10 protein-coding genes are annotated in these 22,242 nt (G+C 61.1%); 5 read left to right on the top strand and 5 right to left on the bottom strand.

What is annotated here, in order from left to right:
* Positions 1 to 77: 77 nt before the first annotated feature.
* The 3 genes from AC1RO5_RS25075 to AC1RO5_RS25085 form a co-directional block, all read right to left on the bottom strand.
* Positions 78 to 563: a GNAT family N-acetyltransferase gene (locus tag AC1RO5_RS25075; RefSeq protein ID WP_493178249.1), complete on the bottom strand. Its 486-nt coding sequence runs from the start codon at positions 561 to 563 to the stop codon at positions 78 to 80.
* Positions 564 to 689: 126 nt separating this feature from the next.
* Entirely contained in the window at positions 690 to 2,015 is a 1,326-nt protein-coding gene (locus AC1RO5_RS25080; protein WP_493178250.1) for an ATP-binding protein, read from the bottom strand.
* Positions 2,012 to 2,692, bottom strand: coding sequence for a response regulator (locus AC1RO5_RS25085; RefSeq protein ID WP_448093627.1), 681 nt, complete (start codon positions 2,690 to 2,692; stop codon positions 2,012 to 2,014). Before AC1RO5_RS25085 ends, AC1RO5_RS25080 begins: the two co-directional genes overlap by 4 nt.
* Positions 2,693 to 3,016: 324 nt before the next feature.
* Here AC1RO5_RS25085 and AC1RO5_RS25090 point away from each other — a divergent pair, with 324 nt between their 5' ends.
* From AC1RO5_RS25090 to dsbG, 5 genes are all read left to right on the top strand, one after another.
* Entirely contained in the window at positions 3,017 to 3,712 is a 696-nt protein-coding gene (locus tag AC1RO5_RS25090; protein ID WP_493178251.1) for a hypothetical protein, read from the top strand.
* A 131-nt stretch (positions 3,713 to 3,843) separates the two neighbouring features.
* Positions 3,844 to 4,620: a hypothetical protein gene (locus AC1RO5_RS25095; RefSeq protein WP_493178252.1), complete on the top strand. Its 777-nt coding sequence runs from the start codon at positions 3,844 to 3,846 to the stop codon at positions 4,618 to 4,620.
* Positions 4,621 to 4,737: 117 nt separating this feature from the next.
* Positions 4,738 to 6,471: a protein-disulfide reductase DsbD gene (gene dsbD, locus AC1RO5_RS25100; RefSeq protein ID WP_493178253.1), complete on the top strand. Its 1,734-nt coding sequence runs from the start codon at positions 4,738 to 4,740 to the stop codon at positions 6,469 to 6,471.
* The gene (locus AC1RO5_RS25105) at positions 6,471 to 7,337 is read left to right on the top strand and encodes a TlpA family protein disulfide reductase (protein WP_493178254.1); all 867 of its coding nucleotides are present in this window, start codon (positions 6,471 to 6,473) and stop codon (positions 7,335 to 7,337) included. The genes dsbD and AC1RO5_RS25105 overlap by 1 nt, the downstream gene beginning before the upstream one ends.
* Positions 7,313 to 8,080, top strand: a complete 768-nt coding sequence (gene dsbG / locus AC1RO5_RS25110; RefSeq protein WP_007942231.1) for a thiol:disulfide interchange protein DsbG — start codon at positions 7,313 to 7,315, stop codon at positions 8,078 to 8,080. Before AC1RO5_RS25105 ends, dsbG begins: the two co-directional genes overlap by 25 nt.
* Before the next feature lie 113 nt (positions 8,081 to 8,193).
* Here the strand turns inward: dsbG and AC1RO5_RS25115 are convergent, their stop codons facing one another.
* Both AC1RO5_RS25115 and AC1RO5_RS25120 read right to left on the bottom strand, forming a co-directional pair.
* Positions 8,194 to 9,006: an alpha/beta fold hydrolase gene (locus AC1RO5_RS25115; RefSeq protein WP_493178255.1), complete on the bottom strand. Its 813-nt coding sequence runs from the start codon at positions 9,004 to 9,006 to the stop codon at positions 8,194 to 8,196.
* A gap of 112 nt (positions 9,007 to 9,118) precedes the next feature.
* Positions 9,119 to 22,102 (bottom strand): non-ribosomal peptide synthetase, encoded by a 12,984-nt coding sequence (locus AC1RO5_RS25120; RefSeq protein ID WP_493178256.1) that lies wholly within the window; start codon positions 22,100 to 22,102, stop codon positions 9,119 to 9,121.
* Positions 22,103 to 22,242: the final 140 nt, after the last annotated feature.

Consider the following 22,242-nt stretch of genomic DNA (forward strand, 5'->3'; position numbering starts at 1 on the left):
TCACGGGGCGCACTTGCAGGTTTTCCTGTTCTGGAAACGCATCAGGACGTCAAGGATTTAGCCCCTCGCCCGGCTTTCTATGAAGGAGGCGACAGCAGCTTGTGCATGGGAATAGCGAGGAGTCCCGCCACGCTGAAGGTTTCAGCGCAAGCCCGGTAACCCAAACGGCGATAGAACGCTTCGCCGGTTCGGGTGCTGTTGAGCCGCGCCTGAGGCAATCCCTGAGCGATCAACCAAATCTCGAGATCGTGCACCAGTGCCTGCCCGGCACCTCGTCGAAACCATTCCGGCTGCACATAACAAAACGCGACCTTGCCGCTGATCGCCGCCATGGCGACGCCGACCGGTTTGTCCTGTAACAGGGCGATATTCAGGTACAACCGCGGGTCGCTCAGCCAGGGCTGTACGTGTTCGATGGTTTTGTTGTGGGTCCAGGTGGCGACGGTTCGCGGGTCGTTACGGTGGTCGAGCGCACAGCCGACGCGAATGGAACGCTCGACGATCCGGCTGATGATGCCGGCATCGGCAGACGTTGCCTTGCAGATGTGTATCGATGCATCCATGGCGCTGTTACCTCAATCCATTGAGTCAAAGCTGCCGGGGACGATAGCGCGGTGGGAAGCCGGGTGGCTAATGGAGAGACGTTACATTTGGTGTGCGACATAGACACCCTGTGGGAGCGGTGTCTGTCAGATGGGTTGCAACGGCATCGTCAATTCAACCCGCAACCCATCCGGCCGGCTGTCGAAATGCAGGGTGCAACCGCAGCGCTGGACGATGGCCTGGACAATCGCCAGGCCGAGGCCGCAACCGGTGCTCTGGCCGTTGCGCCAGAAGCGTTGGGTCAGGTATTGCAAGTCGTCTTCGGCAATTCCCGGGCCGTGGTCGCGAACCAAAAAGTGCACACGATTGCCATTGGTTTCCAGGCTCAGCTCCACCGCCCTATCGCCCGGCGTATGGCGCAGGGCGTTGTCGAGCAAGTTGCGCAATGCAGCAATCGACAGCACTGCGGGCATTTGCAGCGGCGCATCGGAGAATCTGGCCGGCACCTGAAACTTGATCCGCTGACGATCGCCGCTGGCCGCATCCTGAATCGCCAGTTTCGCCACCTGCTCGGCGCTGCACTGCACGCCATCATCGAACGACAAGCTGCCCTCGACACGCGCCAGCAACAGCAATTGTTCAAGCGTACGGTGCAGGCGGTCCGCGCCCTCTTCGGCCCGGGCCAGCGACTGATCCCGAGCGGCACCGTCGGTCATGCGTGCCACTTGCAGATGGGTTTTGATCGCGGTCAGCGGGCTACGCAATTCGTGCGCAGCATCACCGGTCAGGCGCCGTTCGCGCTCGATGGTCTTGCCGATGCGCTGGAACAACTGATTCTGGGTTTCCAGCAGCGGTTGCAATTCGCTGGGCAACGGTTGGATCTGCAATGGCTCCAGAGAATCGGCGCTGCGCCGCATCAACGCATCACGCATACGATTGAGCGGTGCCAGCCCCTGACCGATGCCGAGCCACAACAGGCACAGGCAGCCAAGCAGCGCCACGCCGACCGGCACCGAGGCCGCCAGCAGAATGGACATGTTCAGCGCTTCACGCTCGATCTGCCGATCGGCAGTGGTGATGCGCACATCGCCCCGCGCCAGGGTGAAGCTGCGCCACGGCGCGCCGTCGATGATCTGATCGTGGAAACCCATTTTCTCGGCTTCCAGCGCCTGCTCGGGGTTGCTGTGGCTGCGGGCCAGAATCTCGCCGCGCAACGAGCTGACCTGACAGGCCATGCCGCCGGGGATATTCAGTTGTTCAGCGCTGAAATGGGTGCCCTCGCCCTTGCTCGACAACGCCGGCAGTTGCTCCAGCAGCCCGGCGACCATCCGCGCCGAGGCAACCAGCCGCTGGTCGAGGGAAAACATCATCTGGTTGCGCAGATCACTGAGCATCCAGGCGGCGGCCAGGGCCCAGATCAGCGCAAACGCGGCGCCGAGGGTCAGACTCAGGCGCAAACGCAGGCTCATCACTTCGATTGTTCTCCGCCATCGGCCGGCCCCAGGCGATAGCCCAGGCCACGCACCGTCTCGACAATGCCATTGCCGAGTTTGCGCCGCAGGTGATGGATATGGACGTTAAGGGCGTTGCTTTCCAGTTCGTCATTGAAACCGTAGACGCTGTCCTTGAGTTGCTCGGTGGACAGCACCCGCCCCCGGTTGTGCAGCAAGGCTTGCAACAGCGATTGCTCACGACGGGAAAGGTCCACCGGCTGGCCGCCCAACATGGTTTCGCGGCTGCTCGGGTCGTAGGTCAAACGCCCGTGTTCGATCAGGTTCACACTGCGTCCCGCCACCCGCCGCAACAGTGTGTGCAGGCGTGCCGCCAGTTCGCGCAGGTCAAAAGGCTTGAGCAAGTAATCGTCGGCGCCGGCTTGCAAACCGTCGACACGGTCGGTGACCGAGTCACGGGCCGTCAGAATCAGCACCGGGATTTCCAGGCCATGATGGCGCAACTGCTGCAACAGCTTCAGGCCGTCTTCATCAGGCAAGCCGAGGTCGAGCACCATTACGTCGAACTCGGCAACCTTGAGCATCGCCCGCGCAGCGGACGCCGTGGCCACGTGCTCCACGGTCAGGCCCTGGGCGGTGAGACCGGCAACGATGCCGCTGGCAATCAGCTCATCGTCTTCGCAAACCAGTACGTGCATGGGCACTCCATGAGCAAAAACGCGAGTGAAGCAGGCGAGGATTAAGCCGCAATTATGGCAAGCCCCACTGCCGACGAGAAGCATTGCTGCCGTTCAGTCGTCGCACCAGCGTATCAGAGGGGTATTTGATAATCGCCTGATCATTTCAGTGCTTCAGTCAGTTGGCAGCACATCGCCCGGTTTCAAACCGAAACAACCTCCCTCTAAAAAACCATACCGAATAGCATTACATCGCGATAATCTAAACCCGACACAAACTACAACCAACTACTCATTTAAAACACTACCCAAACAAAACCTCACTTGACTGAAAGGAATCAGATCATGCCAAAACTCAATAACTTTGTTGCCGTCGACTGGCGCGCCGAAAAAGATAAAATTTATTTCTTCTTCAAAGACACCAATCAATATTCACGATTTGATATTGACTCGAACACGGTTGAAGAGGGTTATCCTGCCAACATTACATCCGGTAATTGGGGAGCCGTTCATGCTCAACTCAAAAACCTGCGTTTCGGATTCACAGCACCTGCACTGGGAGGTTCCTGGGACGGAGGCGATGATATTCTGTGGCTATTCTATTACGGCGGCGATACACCGATGGTCTGCAAGTATGATCAGGACCTTGACAAGCCAGTCGCAAACTATCGTCTTGAAAATTCCCTATGGAACTCCCTGCTTCCTTACTTTGACAAAATAGTTGCCGGCACGTGGTGGGACACTTTTGCGCCAAAAAATGTATTTCGATTTCTGATGAATGATGGGCACTACATCACCTTTAACTACACCACAAAAACAACCACACGACTGCCGATAACGCCCGACTCCTGGCCAGGACTATCACACTATAAAGATCGAATTATAACGGCGGTACAAAACGACGCCCCCCTTATCGACACCTACTACTATATTTTCCTCACGAACAACGAATACATCAGGTACAACCTCAAGGACAACAAGGCAGAGACCGGCCCTGTAAAAATCAATGACGGCAATTGGCCCGGACTCTTGCGGGGCTGAGGCTCAAGGCCAGGCGCTGCCAATCATTGGTTAAAGTTACCCCTGATGCACATCGCTTGCGCAGAAACACAACACTACCCAATGCCTCTTGACTATCCATACGACTTTTACCCACTGAAAGGATTCAGAACATGCCAGCACTTGAAAAGTGTGTCGCCGTCGATTGGCGTTCAGGAAAGGATAAATTCTACTTCTTCTACAAAGACACGAACACTTACTCCCGCTTTGATATCGACGACAACAAAGTCGCGGATGGATACCCCTGGACTGTTAAAGGAAGATGGGCGGCATTCGAAGATCATGTAAAAAACCTGCGATTTGGATTTACGACCACGGCTTTAACGCTTGACCGCCCAATGGACCGCTCTGATCTTGATATCCTTTGGCTGTTCTACTACGAGCAGGATATCCCTATGGTCTGCGCCTATAATCAAGACACTGACAAAGTCATGCACACCCGGCGAATCGAAGATACAAAATGGAAACGGCTGCTTCCTTATTTCGACCGAATCATTACCGGCACATGGTGGCAAGTAAATCGCAGCTCATTGTTTCGATTTATCTTGAGCGACGGAAACTCTCTTTATCTGGACTGGGACGAGGTACCCCAGAACCCCCAAATCGATTATGCCGACGACAAATATGACGACAACCTCTTTAATACGGTGGTGGCACCCATTCAAACGATTAGACTCGAAGCCATCACAGAGACCACTTGGCCAGGCCTGGCCGCCTACAAAGACCGAATTATCACCGGGGTGCAGAAAGATCGCACGTTTGCCGACAATTATTACTATATTTTTCTGAGTGACAATCAATACCTGATATACAACATCCCGAAAAACCGTCTGGAGTCTGGACCACATTCGGTGAACAACGAGTCCTGGCCAGGGCTGTTGCGCAATTGAGGATTGAAGCTGATTACTGTCAATGAGCGACTTCGTAGACAGCCCGGCGGTGGTTAATCATCGGTTAATCGCCGTCACCCATTGTGCCCCTCACTTGCACAGGGATAAGGCTTACCCATGCGTCGACTGTTTCTATTTTTCGTCCTCTTGATCTCGGGTGTAGCCCAGGCAGGGACCAATCCGTTCGAATCCAAACCTGAATTTCTGCCGGTGGAAAAGGCATTCGTCTTCACCTCCGAACGCCTTGATTCAGGTGAAACACAGCTCTATTGGCAGATTACCGACGGTTATTACCTCTATCAGAAGCGTCTGAAATTCGATGGCTTGCTTGGGGAGCAGCATCCTGTATTACCCGAAGGCGAAGTACACAGTGACGAGTTCTTCGGAGAACAACCGGTTTATCGTCAAGGTCTGGAGCTAAAGATTCCGGCCGGTGCCACCGGTCAGATCAAGGTAGGTTTCCAGGGTTGTGCCGATGCCGGCTTGTGTTATCCGCCGCAGACTCAGGTCGTGGACCTGGGCGGCAACGTTGCCACTGCAGTGGTCAACGAAGCACCGGATCAAGCCCTGGCCAGTGACCTGCAACAACGGGCGCTGGGCTGGAGCTTGCTGGTGTTCTTTGGCCTGGGCCTGTTACTGGCCTTCACCCCTTGCTCGTTGCCGATGCTGCCGATTCTGGCAGGGTTGATCGTTGGCAGTGGCGCCACGCCCAAACGCGGTTTTGCCCTGGCCGGCAGTTATGTGATCAGCATGGCACTGGTGTATGCGGCGATGGGCGTTCTGGCTGCATCGCTCGGGGCGAACCTTCAAGCGCTGCTGCAGAATCCATGGTTGTTGGGCAGCTTTGCGGCGGTGTTCGTGCTGTTGGCCTTACCGATGTTCGGTTTTTTCGAACTGCAATTGCCGGTGGCGGTACGAGATCGGCTGGAACATGTTTCGCGCAACCAGCGCGGTGGCAACCTGATCGGCGCCGGTGTGCTGGGCGCCTTGTCCGGTCTATTGGTGGGTCCGTGCATGACCGCCCCGCTGGCGGGCGCCCTGCTCTATATCGCGCAAAGCGGCAATGCGCTGCACGGCGGGTTGATTCTATTCGCCATGGGCATCGGCATCGGTGTGCCGCTGTTGTTGCTGGTGACCGTTGGCAATCGCTTCCTGCCCAAACCCGGCGCGTGGATGAACCTGCTCAAGGGCGTGTTCGGTTTCCTGTTCCTCGCCACCGCGTTGCTGATGCTGCGCCCGGTGCTGGATGAATCGCTGTGGCTCGGCTTATGCGGTGCGTTGCTGCTGATCGCCGCCTACAGCGCCTGGAAGCAATCGCAAGGTTTTGGCCGAATTGCCCACTTGTTCGGTGCCAGTTCGCTGCTGTTGGGTCTGTGGGGCAGCCTGTTGGTGATCGGCGCGGCGGGGGGCAGTGACGATCCGTATCAGCCGTTGCAGGTGTACAGCGCCGGCCGTACCGGCGTTGTCGCGCCGAGCGCTCATGATGTATTCACTACGATCAAGGAGCCCGCCGCCCTGCAACGCGAACTCGATGCGGCCAAGGCTCAGGGCCAATGGGTGCTGCTGGACTACTACGCCGATTGGTGTGTGTCGTGCAAAGTCATGGAAAAACAGGTCTTCGGCAAACCACAGGTGCTGGATGCACTCAGCGATGTGCGCTTGCTACGGCTGGACGTCACCGCCGACAATGCCGCCAGCCGCGAACTGCTCGGCCGTTATAAAGTGCCGGGGCCTCCAAGCCTGTTGTGGATTGGCACCGACGGCGAAGAGCGTCGCAGCCAGCGCATCACCGGTGAGGTCGATGCCGGCACTTTCCTGCAACGCTGGACCACCACCCGAGACGCTCGTTAATGCTGACCTTTACCCTCGGTACCTTTGCCATCGCGCTTAATCACTTGCTGCTGATCAGTGCCCTGGCGCTGGCGACCTTTGTCGGCTGGCGGGTGGCCAAGCGTGGCGGCGAGAACCCGGAATCGGTGCTGTTCAGCCTGTTCCTGCTGGGCATGCTGGCGGCCCGGGTCGGCTTCGTGATTGCCTACTGGGCGCAGTATCGCAACGATCCGTGGCAGATCATCGACCTGCGCGACGGCGGTTTCCTCGCCTGGCCGGGGGTGGTGGTGCTCTTGCTGGCTGCGTTGTACCGAGGCTGGCGTCGCCCGGGCATGCGTCGGCCGCTGGGCTTCGGCGTAGGCTGCGGTTTGGCATTCTGGCTGCTGGCGACGTTCTCGCTGAGTATTTACGAACAAGGCACGCGCTTGCCGCAGATCACCCTGCGCAATGCCGCTGGCCAGACCATACAACTCAGCGACTACCAGGGCGGCCCGTTGGTCATCAACCTCTGGGCCACCTGGTGCCCGCCCTGCCGCCGGGAAATGCCGGTGCTGGAAAACGCCCAGCAACAGCGCCCGGACCTGACCTTCCTGTTCGTCAACCAGAGCGAAAGCATGCAGAGCGTCGCCACCTTCCTCGAAACCCAGGGCCTGAGCCTGACCAACGTGCTGTTCGATGGCAGCGGTCGATTGAGCCAGGCCGTGGGTTCCATGGCATTGCCGACTACGCTGTTCTATAGCCCCGACGGGTATCTGTTGGGCAGTCACCTGGGTGAGATGTCGGAAGCCAGCCTGGCCCGCGCCCTGGAACACTTTGACACCCCGAACCCGGCCACCCCGGCCACGCCTTCAAGGAAATTGCCATGCTCCGCCTCCGCCACCTGCTGACACTGACCCTGGGTGCTGCCCTGCTGCACCTGCCGTCGGTACAGGCCGAAGAACTGCCTGAAGCGATCAAGAAGATCGAAGCCAAGGGCGCCAAAATCGTCGGCACCTTCGACGCGCCCGATGGCCTGCGCGGTTACGCGGCGCAGTACCAGAACCGCGGCATGACGCTGTACCTGACCCCGGACGGCAAACATGTGCTGCTCGGCAATCTGTACGACGCCGACGGCAATGACCTGAGCAGCGCGCCGTTGCAGAAACTGGTTTACGCGCCGATGGCCAAGGAAGTCTGGGGCAAGATGGAAGCGAGCAGCTGGATCGGTGACGGCAACAAGGACGCACCGCGGGTCGTCTACCTGTTCAGCGACCCGAATTGCCCGTACTGCAACATGTTCTGGGAACAGGCACGGCCGTGGGTCCAGGCCGGCAAGGTGCAGCTGCGGCACATCATGGTCGGCATCATTCGCGAAGACAGCCCCGGCAAATCCGCCGCGCTGCTGGCCGCCAAGGACCCGCAGAAAGCCCTGGAAGAACACGAGAAATCCGGCAAGGGCAGTTCGCTCAAGGCCTTGAAAGACGTGCCACCGGCAGTTCAGGCGAAACTGGCGGCGAACATGAAGTTGATGGAAGACCTGGAGTTGGCCGCCACCCCGGCGATTTTCTACATGGACGACAAGGGCCAGTTGCAACAACAGCAAGGCGCGCCGTCGCCGGACAAGTTGCTGAAGATTCTCGGGCCCAAGTAATCCCGGCCGGCCCCTTCGCGGGCAAGCCTCGCTCCTACAGGGTTCGTGCAATTTCAAAATCAGCGTGGATCTGTAGGAGCGAGGCTTGCCCGCGAAGGCGTCAGAAAGATCGACTAAGCCCTCTCAGCCAGAAACTGCAGCAGCACCTCGGTGACAAACTCGGGGTTCTCCAGACTGGAAATATGCCCCGCCTCCGGCACCAGCACATACGGGCAACCGATCAACTCGGCCATTTCTCTGGTTTCCGACGGCGGCCTCGGCTTGTCCTGGTCGCCGCACATCAACAGTGTGGTTTCAGGGTTCAGCTGAGCCAGGCCCGGCAACAAATCATCACGACTAAATGTGATCCGCCCCATCGGCACGATGCTTTCACGCAGCCGGTTGACTGGCAATGCAGCCAGCCTGGCGCGGAAATCCTGATACAAAGCCGACTGCGGATCGATGCCCGGACGGAAGAAGATCGGCACAATAATGTCGAGCAGTTGCGGCGAGATCTCACCGCTGTCTTCGATCTGTTTGAACAGCGAGAAGTAATACTGACGAGTCGGTTCCGGTTCGACACCAACGTAAGTATCCATCAGCACCAGCCCGTTGAGCCGCTGCGGCGCCGACAGTGCCAGGCGAACGCCCCACATGCCACCGACCGAAAGACCGACCAGCGTGACGCGATCGATGTCCAGATGATCGAGCAATGCCAGTGCCTGACGCGCCACGTCATCCAGCGACGTCATGCCCTCGGGCATCCGCCCGGATTCGCCATGGCCCCAGAGGTCCAGGGCAATGACCCGATAGTGCTGCGACAGCGCCGCAATCTGCGGTGCCCACATGGCCTGGTCCCACAGGTAGCTCCCGGCCAGCAATACCGCAGGACCTGTGCCTTGATCTAGGTAGTGAAGCGCTTGTCCATCAACCGCTACGAAGGGCATCGATTGTCTCCCTGGTGACATAGGATCCATTAAAAAACCACGGGAAGCCTGAGCCGCGTGGGCCCCCTCAGTCAACCCGAACCTTTGTGGGGCCTGCACAGGCACTAGAGAATCAAAGCCCCTCCAGCTCCGCCATCAGGTCATTCAACCGATCCACCTTCTCCTCGGTCATGTCGCTCGCCGCCAACCCGTCGATGTACTCGGCCAACTCCGCCACCGTGCTGCACTCGAACATCGCCCGCAGCGGTACGTTGCGTTGCAGGGCTTTCTGCACCCGCGAGGCAATCTGCGTGGCCAGCAGCGAATGCCCACCCAGCTCGAAGAAGTTGTCACGCACGCCAACCTTCTCGACCTTCAACACCTCGGCCCAGATATCCGCCAGAGTTTGCTCCAGCTCATTGCCCGGTGCTTGATAGTCCTGGCTTTGCAACTGGCCGATTTCCAGTGCCGGCAAGGCCTTGCGATCGAGTTTTCCGTTGGCATTGAGCGGCATTTTGTCGAGCCACAACCAGTGCAGCGGCACCATGTATTCCGGCAGTTCGGCGCGCAAGCGCTGCTTGATCCGCTCCAGTCGTTCGTTCGGATTGAGCGCCGAATCCGCTGCCACCAGATAGCCGACCAAATGCTTGCCGTTGACGCCCTCCTGCACCCCGACCGCCGCGTCGCGGACTTCCGGCTGCTCATGCAGACGCGCCTCGATTTCACCCAGTTCGATGCGGTAACCGCGAATCTTCACCTGATGGTCGATACGTCCGACGTATTCCAGCACGCCGTCACTGCGCCGACGGGCCAGGTCACCCGTGCGATACAAACGATCCCCCGGCGCACCGAACGGGTTCGGCACAAACACCTGCGCCGTGCGCAACGGATCGCTCACATAGCCGCGACCGACCCCGGTGCCGGCCACGCACAACTCACCCACCGCCCCCAACGGCACCAGTTCCAGCGCACCATCGAGCAGGTACAAACGGTTGTTGTCAGTCGGCGTACCGATCGGCAGATAACTGCCTTGCGTCGAAACCAGGTCGACCCGGAAGAACGCCACATCGTCCGAGCATTCCGCCGGGCCATAAGCGTTCACCAGACCCATCTGCGGGTAACGCAGCAACCATTGATGCGCCAGTTCCGGCGGCATCGCTTCACCGGTCGGCAGCATCCAGCGCAGGCCGTCGAGGCTCATGCGGTCCTGGGCGAGCATGCCCTGAATCAGCGACGGCACGCTTTCCAACACGCTAATGCCCTGACTCTGGACGTGAGCCAGCAAGCCTTGCGGATCGTGGGCGATGCTGTTCGGCACGATGTCCACCCGAGCACCGAACAACGGCGCCGCGAGGAATTGCCAGACCGAAATATCGAAGCTTTGCGAGGCAGTTTGGGCGATCACGTCAGCGTCGCTCAGTTTCAGGTACGGCACCTTGCTCAACTGGTTATTGAGCATGCCGCGCTGCTCGACCATCACGCCCTTCGGCAGGCCGGTGGAGCCCGAGGTGTAGATCACGTAGGCGAGGTTGTCCGGGCCACTGTAGATACCCGGATTGGCCACCGAAACGTCGCTCGCCTGCACGTCTTCCCAGACCAGCAATCGAGGCCGGTTGGCACAGCCGAATTCCTCCAGCAGCGCGACGGCTTGTTCACGGCACGCCTGAGTGCAGACCAGCAACGGCGTGCGGCTCAGGTCGATGATCCGGCTCAGACGCTGACTTGGCAGGCCAGGGTCCAGCGGCAGGTAACCGGCACCGGCCTTGAAGCTGCCGATGATCATGCCCAACAGGTCGAGGTTACGTTCGGCGAGCAGCGCCACCGGTTGATCGAGGCCGACGCCTGCAGCGATCAAGGCATGGCCGAGACGATTGCTGCGCTGGTTCAGCTCAACGTAGCTGTGTTGCTGATCGAGACAACTGGCGGCAATCCGCTGCGGATGCCGGGCAACCTGCGCTTCGAACAATGAGACATAGCTCTGCTCCAGCGGATAGTCGTGTTCGCTCTGGTTGCAGCCATGGATCAGGAAGTCCTGTTCCTCTGCGCCCAACAGCGGCAGATCAGCCATGTCGCCATGGAAGCCTTCGACCAGCGCCAGCAACAGGCGTTTGAACTCACCGAGCATGCGCTCGACGGTAGATTCGTCGAAGTAACGCTGGTCGTAAGACAGGTGCAAACCCAGGTCATCCCCCGGATAGCAGACCGCGGTCAACGGGAAGTTAGTGTGGGTGCGGCCCGAATCCGAAGTGGCGTTGAGGCTCTGCGCACGGTCCAGCACCGAGACTTCCACCGGAGCGTTTTCGAACACGAACAGGCTGTCAAACAGCGGCTGGCCTTTCGGCAGCTCGCTGTTTTCCTGAATGCTCACCAGCGGCAGGTACTCGTATTCGCGCAGTTGCATGTTGCTGTCGAGCAAACCGCTGAGCCACTGACGAACGCTGCAGCGCTGATCGTCCTCGGGCATTTTCACCCGCAGGGCAATGCTGTTGATGAACAGCCCGACGGTGCGTTGCATCTCTGGCATGTCCACCGGACGCCCGGCCACCGTGACCCCGAACAGCACGTCGCGATCACCGCTCAAGCGGCGCAGTACCAGCGCCCACGCCGCTTGGGCGAAAGTGTTGATGGTCAGCTGATGGGCCTGGGCCAGTTCGCGCAGTTGCGCGCCATCCCGGGCATCGAGCCTTGTGTAGCGGTCGCCGACGATCATGCCGCCGCTGTCGCCGGCATGCTCACGCAGGAACGGCCGGTCGCTCGGAATCGGCGTGGTGCGCTCGAAACCTTGCAGGTTCCGCCGCCACCACTGCCGCGCTTCAGCCAGGCTCTGACGTTGCAACCAGCCGATGTAATCGCGATAACGCGGCGGCACAGCCAGTTGCGCTTGCCGACCTTCGCCGAGGGCAGTGTAGATTTCGAAGAAGTCGTTCATCAGCAGCGAACGGCACCAGGCATCGATGAGGATGTGGTGGTTGCTCATCATGAACCAGTAGCGCGCCGCGCCCACGCGGATCAAGCGCAGGTGGAACGGCGCCTGATTGAGCAGATCGAACCCGGCCTCGCGCTCGTTTTTCAGCAGCGCCTGCAGCTTCGGCTCTTGCTCGGCTTCGGCAACCGCGCTCCAGTCCAGATACTCGATCGGCGTGCTGCCCGGTTTATGGATCACTTGCAGCATGTCTTCGCCGACGTTCCAGCAGAACGACGCGCGCAGGGCTTCGTGACGGGCGATCACCGCTTGCCAGGCGTGGGCGAAGCGCTCGGGGTCGAGTTCGCTGTTGATGCGGTAGCGGTCCTGCATGTAATAGAGGCCGGTGCCCGGTTCGAGCAAAGTGTGCAGCAGCATGCCTTCCTGCATCGGGGTCAGCGGGTAGACGTCTTCGATCATCGCCGCCGGGACTGGCAGTGCGTCGAGTTGCGGCTGAGTCAGTTTGGCCAGCGGGAAGTCCGACGGCGTCAGGCCGCCCGCGTTGTCGCTCAGGCAGTGCTGGATCAGGCTGTGCAATTCACCCAGATACGCCTCTGCCAGCTCGGTGATGGTTTGCCGGTCGTGGCGTTCGGCGCTGAAAGTCCAGCGCAGCACCAGTTCACCGCCGTACACCTGACTGTCGACGCTCAGCTCATTGGGCAGCGGCGCATGCGGATCATGGGCAGCGCCGACTGGCTCATCGAGCGGACGGAATAGCGCATCGCAGCCGAAGCTCTGGTCGAACTGGCCAAGGTAATTGAAGGTGATCGGCGCCACCGGCAGCGCGGCCATGGTCTGCCGACACAGGCCATCGGCCAGGTAACGCAGCACGCCATACCCCAGGCCTTTATGCGGCACCGCGCGCAGTTGCTCCTTGATCGCCTTGATCGACGCACCCTGCTCACTCACCGGAGTGAGGCGCAGCGGATACGCGCTGGTGAACCAGCCGACGGTGCGGGTCAGGTCGATCTCGTCGAACAGGGTTTCGCGGCCGTGACCTTCGAGTTGAATCAGCGCCGATTCATGACCACTCCAGCGGCACAACACACGGGCCAATGCGGTCAGCAGCAAATCGTTGACCTGGGTGCGATAGGCCGCCGGTGCCTGTTGCAACAGTTGCCGGGTGCGCTCGCTGTCGAGGCGCACGCTGACGGTTTGCGCGTGACGATTCTGCTGCCCGCCCTGAGGCCGATCACACGGCAACTCAGCGCTTGGGCCGGCCAGTTGCGCCTGCCACCAGAGCAATTCTTCCCGCAGGGATTCGCTGCCGGCGTAAGCCTGCAACCGTGCGGCCCAGTCCCTGAAGGCACTGGTTTTCGCCGGCAGTTTTACTGACTGCTCTGCGTCCAGTTGACGATAAACCGTTTGCAGATCGTCCAGCAGCACCCGCCACGACACCCCGTCCACCACCAAGTGGTGAATGGCAATGAACAACCGTTGTTGCCCCTCGGGATCATCGACCAGCAGCGCCCGCAGCAGCGGCCCTTGCACAAGGTCGAGGCTGCGCTGGGCTTCGGCGAACAGCGCCGCGCATGTGTCCAGGGTCGGCACTTGCACTTGCCACAGCACGGCGGCGTCGGGAACTGCCTGATGCTCGGCCTGCCAATGACCGGCGACCTCGGTGAAACGCAAACGCAAGGCGTCGTGCTGCTCGATCACCGCCAGCAGCGCTTGCTCCAGGCGATGCGGCTCCAGCGCGACGGTCGGTTCCAGCAGCAACGCCTGGTTCCAGTGCTGACGCTGCGGGATTTCAGTATCGAAGAACCAGTGCTGAATCGGCGTCAAACGCGATTCACCCGTGAGCAAACCTTGCTCGGCGGTGACTTGCTCGGTGCGGGTCGCCACCGCAGCCAACGTCTGCACGGTCTGGTGCTGGAACAGGTCGCGCGGGCTGAAGTGAATACCCTGCTGCCGCGCACGGCTGACCACCTGAATCGACAGAATTGAATCGCCGCCCAACTCGAAGAAGTTGTCGTTGAGGCCAACCTGCTGCACGTTGAGCACTTCGCACCAGATGCCGGCCAGGGTCAGCTCAAGTTCGTTGCTCGGCGCCACGTATTGCTGACGATTCAACTCCGGGTCCGGTGCCGGCAGTGCGCGGCGGTCGAGTTTGCCGTTGGCGGTCAATGGCATGCTCGCCAGCAGGATCAGGTGCGTGGGCACCATGTAGTCCGGCAGCTGAGCCTTCAAGTGAGCCTTGAGGGCTTCGCGCAGTGCGGTCTGTTGCGCTTCGTCCTGCTCAGCCACGTCAGTGACCAGATAACCCACCAGTTGCTTGCCGCTCGCTGCATCGAGTGCCAGTACGACCGCTTCACGGATCGACTCATGTTCCAGCAGACGGGTTTCGATTTCGCCCAGTTCGATGCGGAAACCACGGATCTTCACCTGATGGTCGATGCGGCCGAGGTACTCGACCAGACCATCGGCGCGCTGCCGGACAAGGTCGCCGGTGCGGTACAAACGTCCGCCGTTCGCGGCAAAAGGATCGGCGACAAACCGTTCGGCGGTCATCCCCGGACGTTGGTGATAACCCTGCGCCAGACCGGCACCGCCAACATACAACTCCCCGGTCGCACCTTGTGGCACCAACGCCAGATCGGCGTCGAGAATGTAGGCCACCCGAGCGCCAATTACGCTGCCGATCGGCACGCTGCCCAACCCTTCTTCCAATTGCTCGGGCGCCAGGCTGGCGAGCGGCATGACCACGGTTTCGGTCGGGCCGTACGCGTTGAAAAACAGGCTCGGCTTGAACGCCGCGCGAATCCGCTGCAAGTGTTCGCCAGTCAGGGCTTCGCCACCGGTGATGCACATGCGCACCGGCAGGGTTTCGCCCTGGGTCGCCAGCCATTGCGCCAACTGGCTGCCATAGCTTGGGGTGAAGCCAAGGATGTTGATGTTATGGCGACGAATCAGCCCGCAGATTTCTTGCGCATCCCACTGGCCTTGAGCGCGAAGGACCACCTGCGCACCGCTCAATAACGGCACCAGCAGACGCTCGGTCGCGGCATCGAAGTTGATTGAATAAAAGTGCAGCTCGCAGTCATCGGGGCGCATGCCGAAACGCTCGATCACCGCGCGGCAATGCATGGCGATTTCACCGTGGGACACCACCACGCCTTTCGGTTTGCCGGTGGAGCCCGAGGTGTAAATCAGGTACGCCTGATGCTGCGGCAGGCTGATAAACGGCAGTTCGCTGGCCGGGTAATTGACCAGGTCCGCGGCGTCGTCTTCCAGGCACCAGCGGCCGACGCTGGCCGGCAATTCACCAAGCGCCGCGAACATCGCCGCATCGCTGAGCAACAAACCGATGCCACTGTCTTCGATCATGTAGTGCAGGCGATCCAGCGGGTATTCCGGGTCCAGCGGCACATAGGCGCCGCCCGCCTTGAGGATCGCCAACAAGCCGATGACCATCTCCAGCGAACGCTCCAACGCCAGGCCGACCCGCACCTGCGGCCCGACACCGCGCTCACGGAGCATCCAGGCCAGACGATTGGCGCGGCTGTCGAGCTCGGCGTAGCTCAGGGTTTGCCCGGCGAACGTCAGGGCCGGCGCATCCTTGCGCACCAATGCCTGTTCGGCGAACAGCTGATGAATGCATTGATCGAGGCGATGTTCACCCGGCTCGATGCCGAGGCTGTCGAGCAGGTTTTGCTGTTCGCTGGCGTCGAGTAACGGCAGTTCACTCAAGCACTGTTGCGGATCGGCCAGCAGCGCTTCCAGCAGATTGCGCCAGTGCCCGGCCATGCGCGCAATGCGCGGCTCATCGAACAGATCGGTGCTGTAAGTCAGGCAGCAACCGAGGCGATGGTCGAGGTCGGTGACTTCCAGGTTGAGGTCGAACTTGGTCGCTCGCGCATCGTTGGCCAGGTACTCGACGGTCATCCCCGCCAGGGTGCGGCTCTGCTGGAATTCCCAGCGCTGCACGTTGCACATCACCTGGAACAGCGGGTTGTAAGCGGCGCTGCGCGGTGGCTGCAACGCTTCCACCAGATGATCGAATGGCAGGTCCTGATGGGACTGGCCTTCGATCACGGTGTGGCGAACCTGCTCGAACAACTCGCCCACGGACATCTGCCCGTCGAGCTGGCAACGCAGCACTTGGGTGTTGAGGAACGCGCCGATCAGGCCTTCGCTTTCCGGGCGAATGCGGTTGGCCACCGGCGCACCGATGCGCAGGTCGGTCTGGCCGCTGTAGCGGTAAAGCAGCACGGCCAGGGCCGCGGTCATGGTCATGAACAGGGTCAGACCGTTGTCTGCGTTGAAGGCACGAACCCGTGCGGCGAGGTCATCGCTGAGGTCGAAGCGGAACAGTTCGCCCTGATGACTTTGCACCGGCGGACGCGGACGATCGGCCGGCAATTCCAGCAGCGGATGTTCGCGGCCCAGTTGCGCGGTCCAGTAATCGAGCTGACGCTGACGTTCGCCGGATTCCAGCCACTGACGCTGCCACACGCTGTAATCCAGGTACTGCACCGGCAATGGTTGCAGCGGTGATTCGCGGTCATCGACGAACGCTTCATAGAGCGCGCTGAGTTCCCGGGCGAAGATGTCCATCGCCCAGCCTTCGGTGACGATGTGGTGCAGAGTCAGCACCAGGTAATGTTCGTGCTCGGCGGTCTTGACCAGGCAGGCGCGCAGCAACGGTCCGGTTTCCAGATCAAAAGGTTTATGCGCCTCGCTGTCGGCCAGTTGCTGGACACGCTGCTCACGGGTATCGACCGCCAGCGCGGAGAAATCCTTCCAGTCCATGCGCAGGCCGGTGTCCGGATGCACCTGCTGCCGGGCCACGCCGTCGACGCTCGGGAACGTCGTGCGCAGGGTTTCATGACGCATGATCAACGCGTGCAGCGCCGCTTCGAAACGCCCGACATCCAGCACACCGCGCAACCGCGCCATACCGCCGACGTTGTAGGCCGGGCTGTCCGGTTCCATCTGCCACAAGAACCACATGCGTTGCTGGGAATAGGACAACGGCACCGGTTGGCGGCGGTCGACCTTCTCGATCGGTGGCTGCTGGTTGGTTTTGCCGCTGACCTGGATCAAGCGAACCTGTTCGGCAAACGCGCCCAGCTCACTGGCCTCAAACAGCGCCCGCAACGGTAACTCGACGTCGCAGGCCTGACGGGTGCGGGAGATGATTTGCGTGGCCAGCAAAGAATGACCGCCGAGGGCGAAGAAATCGTCGCGCAGACCGATCTGCGTCTGGCCCAGCACTTCACGCCAGATTCCGGCGATTTGCTGCTCAAGGGCAGTGACCGGTTCGACGTGTTCGCGAACTTGCCACTGCGGTTCCGGCAAGGCACGACGGTCGAGTTTGCCGCTCGGGCTCAGGGGCATTTTGTCCAGACGCATGAGTTGCGCCGGGACCATGTATTCCGGCAACTCGGCGGCCAGCGCGGCTTTCAGGCGCAGGCTTTGAGCGTCGACATCTTCAGTGGAATCAGTGGCGGTGTAGTAACCGATCAACTGCCCGCCGGCCGACGTTTCGCGCACCAGCACCACCGCTTGGGCGACGCCGGACTGTGCCAACAGCCGCGCTTCGATCTCTTGCGGCTCGACACGAAAACCACGCAGTTTGACCTGTTGATCGAGGCGACCGAGGTATTCGATCACGCCATCGGTGGTCCAGCGCGCACGGTCGCCGGTGCGGTACAGACGCGCGCCCTGCTCGCCCAGTGGATCGACCACGAAACGTTCGGCGGTCAGCCCCGCACGACCCAGATAACCTCGGGCCAAACCGATACCGCTGATGCACAGTTCACCCGGCACGCCGGTCGGAACCGGGTTGAGGTCACTGTCGAGCACCCGGCACAGCACGTTGCCCAATGGCCGGCCAATCGGCGAGCGCTCGCCATCGGCGGTTGTGCAATGCCAATGGGTGACGTTGATCGCTGTTTCGGTCGGGCCATAACGGTTGTGCAGTTGCACCGTTGGCAGTTGCGTCAGCACGCGGTTGCGCAGTTCGGCGGGCAAGGCTTCGCCGCCGGAGAACACTCGGCGCAGGCTGGTGCATTTGGCGGTCAGCGGTTCATCGATGAACAGCGAAAGCAGCGGCGGCACAAAGTGCAGCGTGGTCACGCCATACTGCTGAACCAGTTGTGCGATGCGGTGCGGATCGCGGTGTTCGCCGGGACCGGCGATCAGCAAGCGGCACCCGGTGATCAACGGCCAGAAACACTCCCACACCGACACGTCGAAACTGATCGGAGCTTTTTGCATCAGCACGTCGGTGTCGTTCAGGCGATAGGTGTTCTGCATCCATTGCAGACGTTCAGCGAGCGCCGCGTGCGTGTTGCCGACACCCTTGGGCTGGCCGGTGGAACCGGAGGTGTAAATCACGTAGGCCAGGTTGTCGCCGTGCAGGTGCAGACCCGGCGCATGGCTTGGCCAGTTCTCCAGGTGCAGGGCGTCCATGGCAATCACGCAGACGCCATCGGTGGCCGGCAAGCGGTCGAGCAATTCGGTTTGGGTCAGCAACAACTCGACGCCACTGTCGCGGAGCATGTAGGCCAGGCGCTCGGCCGGGTAATCCGGGTCCAGCGGCACATAAGCGCCGCCGGCCTTGATGATCGCCAGCAAACCGATCAGCAACTGCGGCGAACGTTCGGCGGCGATCGCCACGCACACGTCCGGGCCGACGCCTTTGTCGCGCAGGTAATGCGCCAAGCGGTTGGCCTGAGTATGCAGTTCGGCGAAGTCCAGGCTGCCGCCGTCCCACAGCAACGCGGTGCGCTCCGGGGTCTGGCGCACTTGTTCGTTGAGCAGTTCCGGCAGCCATTGTTGCGCCGGGTTGCAGGGGGCAACGCTCCAGTCATTTTGCTGAGTGTGTTCGGCGGTAGTCAGTAGTTGCAGGTCACCGATCGCTTGTTGCGGACGTTCGCAGATGGCTCGCAGCAAATTGCTGAAATGCTCGGCCAGACGCTCGATGGTCGGCGCGTCAAACAGTTCGCTGGCATAGTCGAACGACAGGCTCAAGCGTCCGTTGCGGTCTTCTTCGCTGTGCAGTTGCAGGTCGAACTTGGCTTCGCGGCTGTGCCACGGCAGCTCTTCGGCGAGCAGCCCCGGCAGACGACGCAGGGCGCTGAGATCCCGTTGCTGATGGTTGAACATCACCTGGAACAAGCCTTGTTCGCGGGCCTGCGGGAAAGCTTCGAGCAGTTGTTCGAACGGCAGGTCCTGATGCGCTTGCGCACCCAAGGCGGCTTGACGGGTTTGCGCCAGCAACGCCACGAATGGCTGTCGCGAATCCACTTCGGCACGCAGCACCTGGGTGTTGATGAAGAAGCCGATCAACCCTTGGGTTTCCAGGCGTGGACGGTTGGCATTCGGCACGCCGATGCGGATGTCGCGCTGGCCGCTGTAACGATGCAGCAGGCTCTGGAACGCCGCGAGCAACAGCATGAACGGCGTCGACTCATGGGCCTGGGCGGTCTGGCGAATGGCGTTGCTCAGGCTCGCATCCAAACGCAGCGTGTGACGTTCGGCGCAGTGCGTGTGTTGCACCGAACGTGGGTGGTCGGTGGCCAGGCTCAGGGTCGGATGATCAAAGCCCAACTGCTCTTTCCAGTAAGCGAGTTGCCGTTCGCCCTCCCCTTGCGCCAGCCACTGGCGCTGCCAACTGCCGTAGTCGGCGTATTGCGTCGGCAAGGCTGGAAGGCTGGCGGTCTGGCCTTGAGAGGCTGCCGCATACAGGCGCGAGAATTCGTCAATCAACACGTTCAGCGACCAGCCGTCAGCGATGATGTGGTGCATCGTCACCAGTAGTTGATGATCCTCATCGTCGAGGCGCACCAGGGTCACCCACAGCAGCGGGCCGTTCTCCAGATCGAACCGGGTGTGGGCTTCGTCCTCGCGGATTTGTTGCGCGCGGGCTTCACGCTCAGCGGCCGGCATGTCGCTGATGTCGATCACTTGAAGATTGAATTCAGCGGCAGCATCGACCCGTTGCAGGGCCACACCGTCGCGCTCGAAAAACCGTGTGCGCAGGGATTCGTGACGTTCGATCAGTTGCTGGAAACTGGCGCGCAAGGCGTCTTCGTCCAGTTCGCCGCGCAGACGCAAGGCGCCGGGAATGTTGTAGGCGCTGCTCTGCGGGTCGAGTTGCCAGGTGATCCACAAACGGTTTTGCGCCAGGGATTGCGGCATGGCTTCACTGCGCGACAGCTGAGTGATTGCGCCTTGGGCGAGGCCGCCATCCTGTTGTTGCCGGGCGACTGCGGCGGCGAATGCGCCGAGGGTTGGCGCTTCGAACAACAGACGCAGATTCAGCTCCAGACCCAACGTTTCACGCAGGCGTGCAACCACTTGAGTGGCGGCGATGGAGTTGCCGCCGAGCAGGAAGAAATGGTCATCGGCGTTGACTTGCTTGACCTGCAACTGCTCGCACCAGATCTGGCCGATCAGGATTTGCAGTTCGGAACCCGACTCGGTACTGCCTTCACTTTCGTTCGCTGCCGACGGGAAAACCGCATAGCTGTCGAGGCTGCCATCGGCCAGGCGATTGCGGCAGGCCGAGCGTTGCAACTTGCCGCTGGAGGTCTTGGGCAGCGCCCCCGGATTGAGCAATACCACCACGCTCGGCGCTTCCTGATACGCCTCGGCCACCGCTTGGCGGATGGCTTTGATCAGCGCCTCCGGTGGCAGGATTTTCTGCACGCTGCGGCTGATTTCCGCGGCAATGCCGATGCCTTCCTGCCCCTCGAGGTTGACCGCGAACGCGGCCACGCGACCTTTGCGCACCACCTCCACTTCGCGCTCGATGGTCTGCTCGATGTCCTGCGGATAGAGGTTATGACCACGAACGATCAGCATGTCTTTCAGGCGCCCGGTGATGAACAGTTCACCGTCACGCAAAAAGCCCAGGTCGCCGGTGCGCAGCCAGGTGCGGCCCGCGTGCTGGACGAAGGTCTTGGCCGTGGCTTCAGGGTTGCGCCAGTAGCCATGGGCGATGCTCGGCCCGGCGGCCCAGACTTCACCGACGGCGTTGTCGGCGAGTTCTTCAAGCGATACCGAATCGACAATCAGCACCGCATGATCCGGCTGGCTGATACCGCAACTCATGATCGGACTACCATCGCCCGGTTCGGCGCGGTTTTGCGCCAAGGCCTGATCGTCCACGCGCAACGCCGGAATACCCTGACCGCGCGGGCTGCCGGCAACGAACAGCGTGGCTTCTGCGAGGCCGTAAGAGGCCATGAAGCTGTCTGGCGTAAAGCCACAGGCCGCGAACTTCTCGGCGAAGCGTTCCAGGGTGTCGAGGCGAATCGGTTCGGAACCGGAATACGCCACGCGCCAGCCGCTCAGGTCGAGGCGTTCCAGAGCCGATTCGCTGACGCGTTCGCTGCACAGTCGATAGGCGAAGTCTGGCCCGCCGCTGATGGTGCCGCCGTATTCGCTGATTGCTTCCAGCCAGCGCAACGGGCGGCCGAGGAAGTACGCCGGCGACATCAACACGCACGGCACGCCGCTGAAAATCGGCTGCAGCAGGCCGCCGATCAGGCCCATGTCGTGGTAAAGCGGCAACCAGCTGACGATCACGTCGTCAGGGTTGAGGTCGATGCCAAAGCCGTGACGAATCAATAGTTCGTTGGCCACCAGGTTGCCGTGGCTGACTTGCACACCTTTAGGCAACGCGGTGGAGCCGGAGGTGTATTGCAGGAAAGCGATGTGCTCGCCTTGCAGGTCCGGCGCAACCCAGCGTTCAGCCAGGGCGTTGTCGAGGGTGTCGACACACAACAGCGGCGGCGCCTCGTTGATTTGCAACAAGGCGTCGCGCAGGTCGGCGCTGGTCAACAGCAGGCGCGGCTCGGCATCGCTGATGATCGACAGCAGGCGTTCCTGATGATGACGACGGGTCGATTCCGGCGGATAGGCCGGCACCGCAATCACCCCGGCGTACAGGCAACCAAAGAACGCCGCGACGTAATCCGGGCCGCTGGGAAACAGCAGCACCGCGCGATCACCGAACGACGCCTGGGCCTGCAACGCGCCGGCAATGGTTCGCGCCCGCTGGTCCAGCTCACGATAACTGAGCACCACAGCCTGATCCTGGGTTTCGGCGAGAAAACGCAAGGCCACCCGGTCCGGCGTCAGGGCCGCGCGGCGCTGGAGGGCTTGGACCAGTGTGCTGGGGAGTTCGAACGCGTCGGTCATGAGGTTTCCTGCCTGAATTCGGCTTGCAAGTGGAATCGGTTTTCGTACGTCACGCCCGTTCACGGGCATGCAGGACGCGGTCTTCGCCGACCGCGCAAGGCATTGGGAATGCTGTTCTGGCCGGGGCTTGCGCCCGCAAC

This window comes from Pseudomonas sp. GW822-FHT02G04 (genome assembly GCF_058802085.1).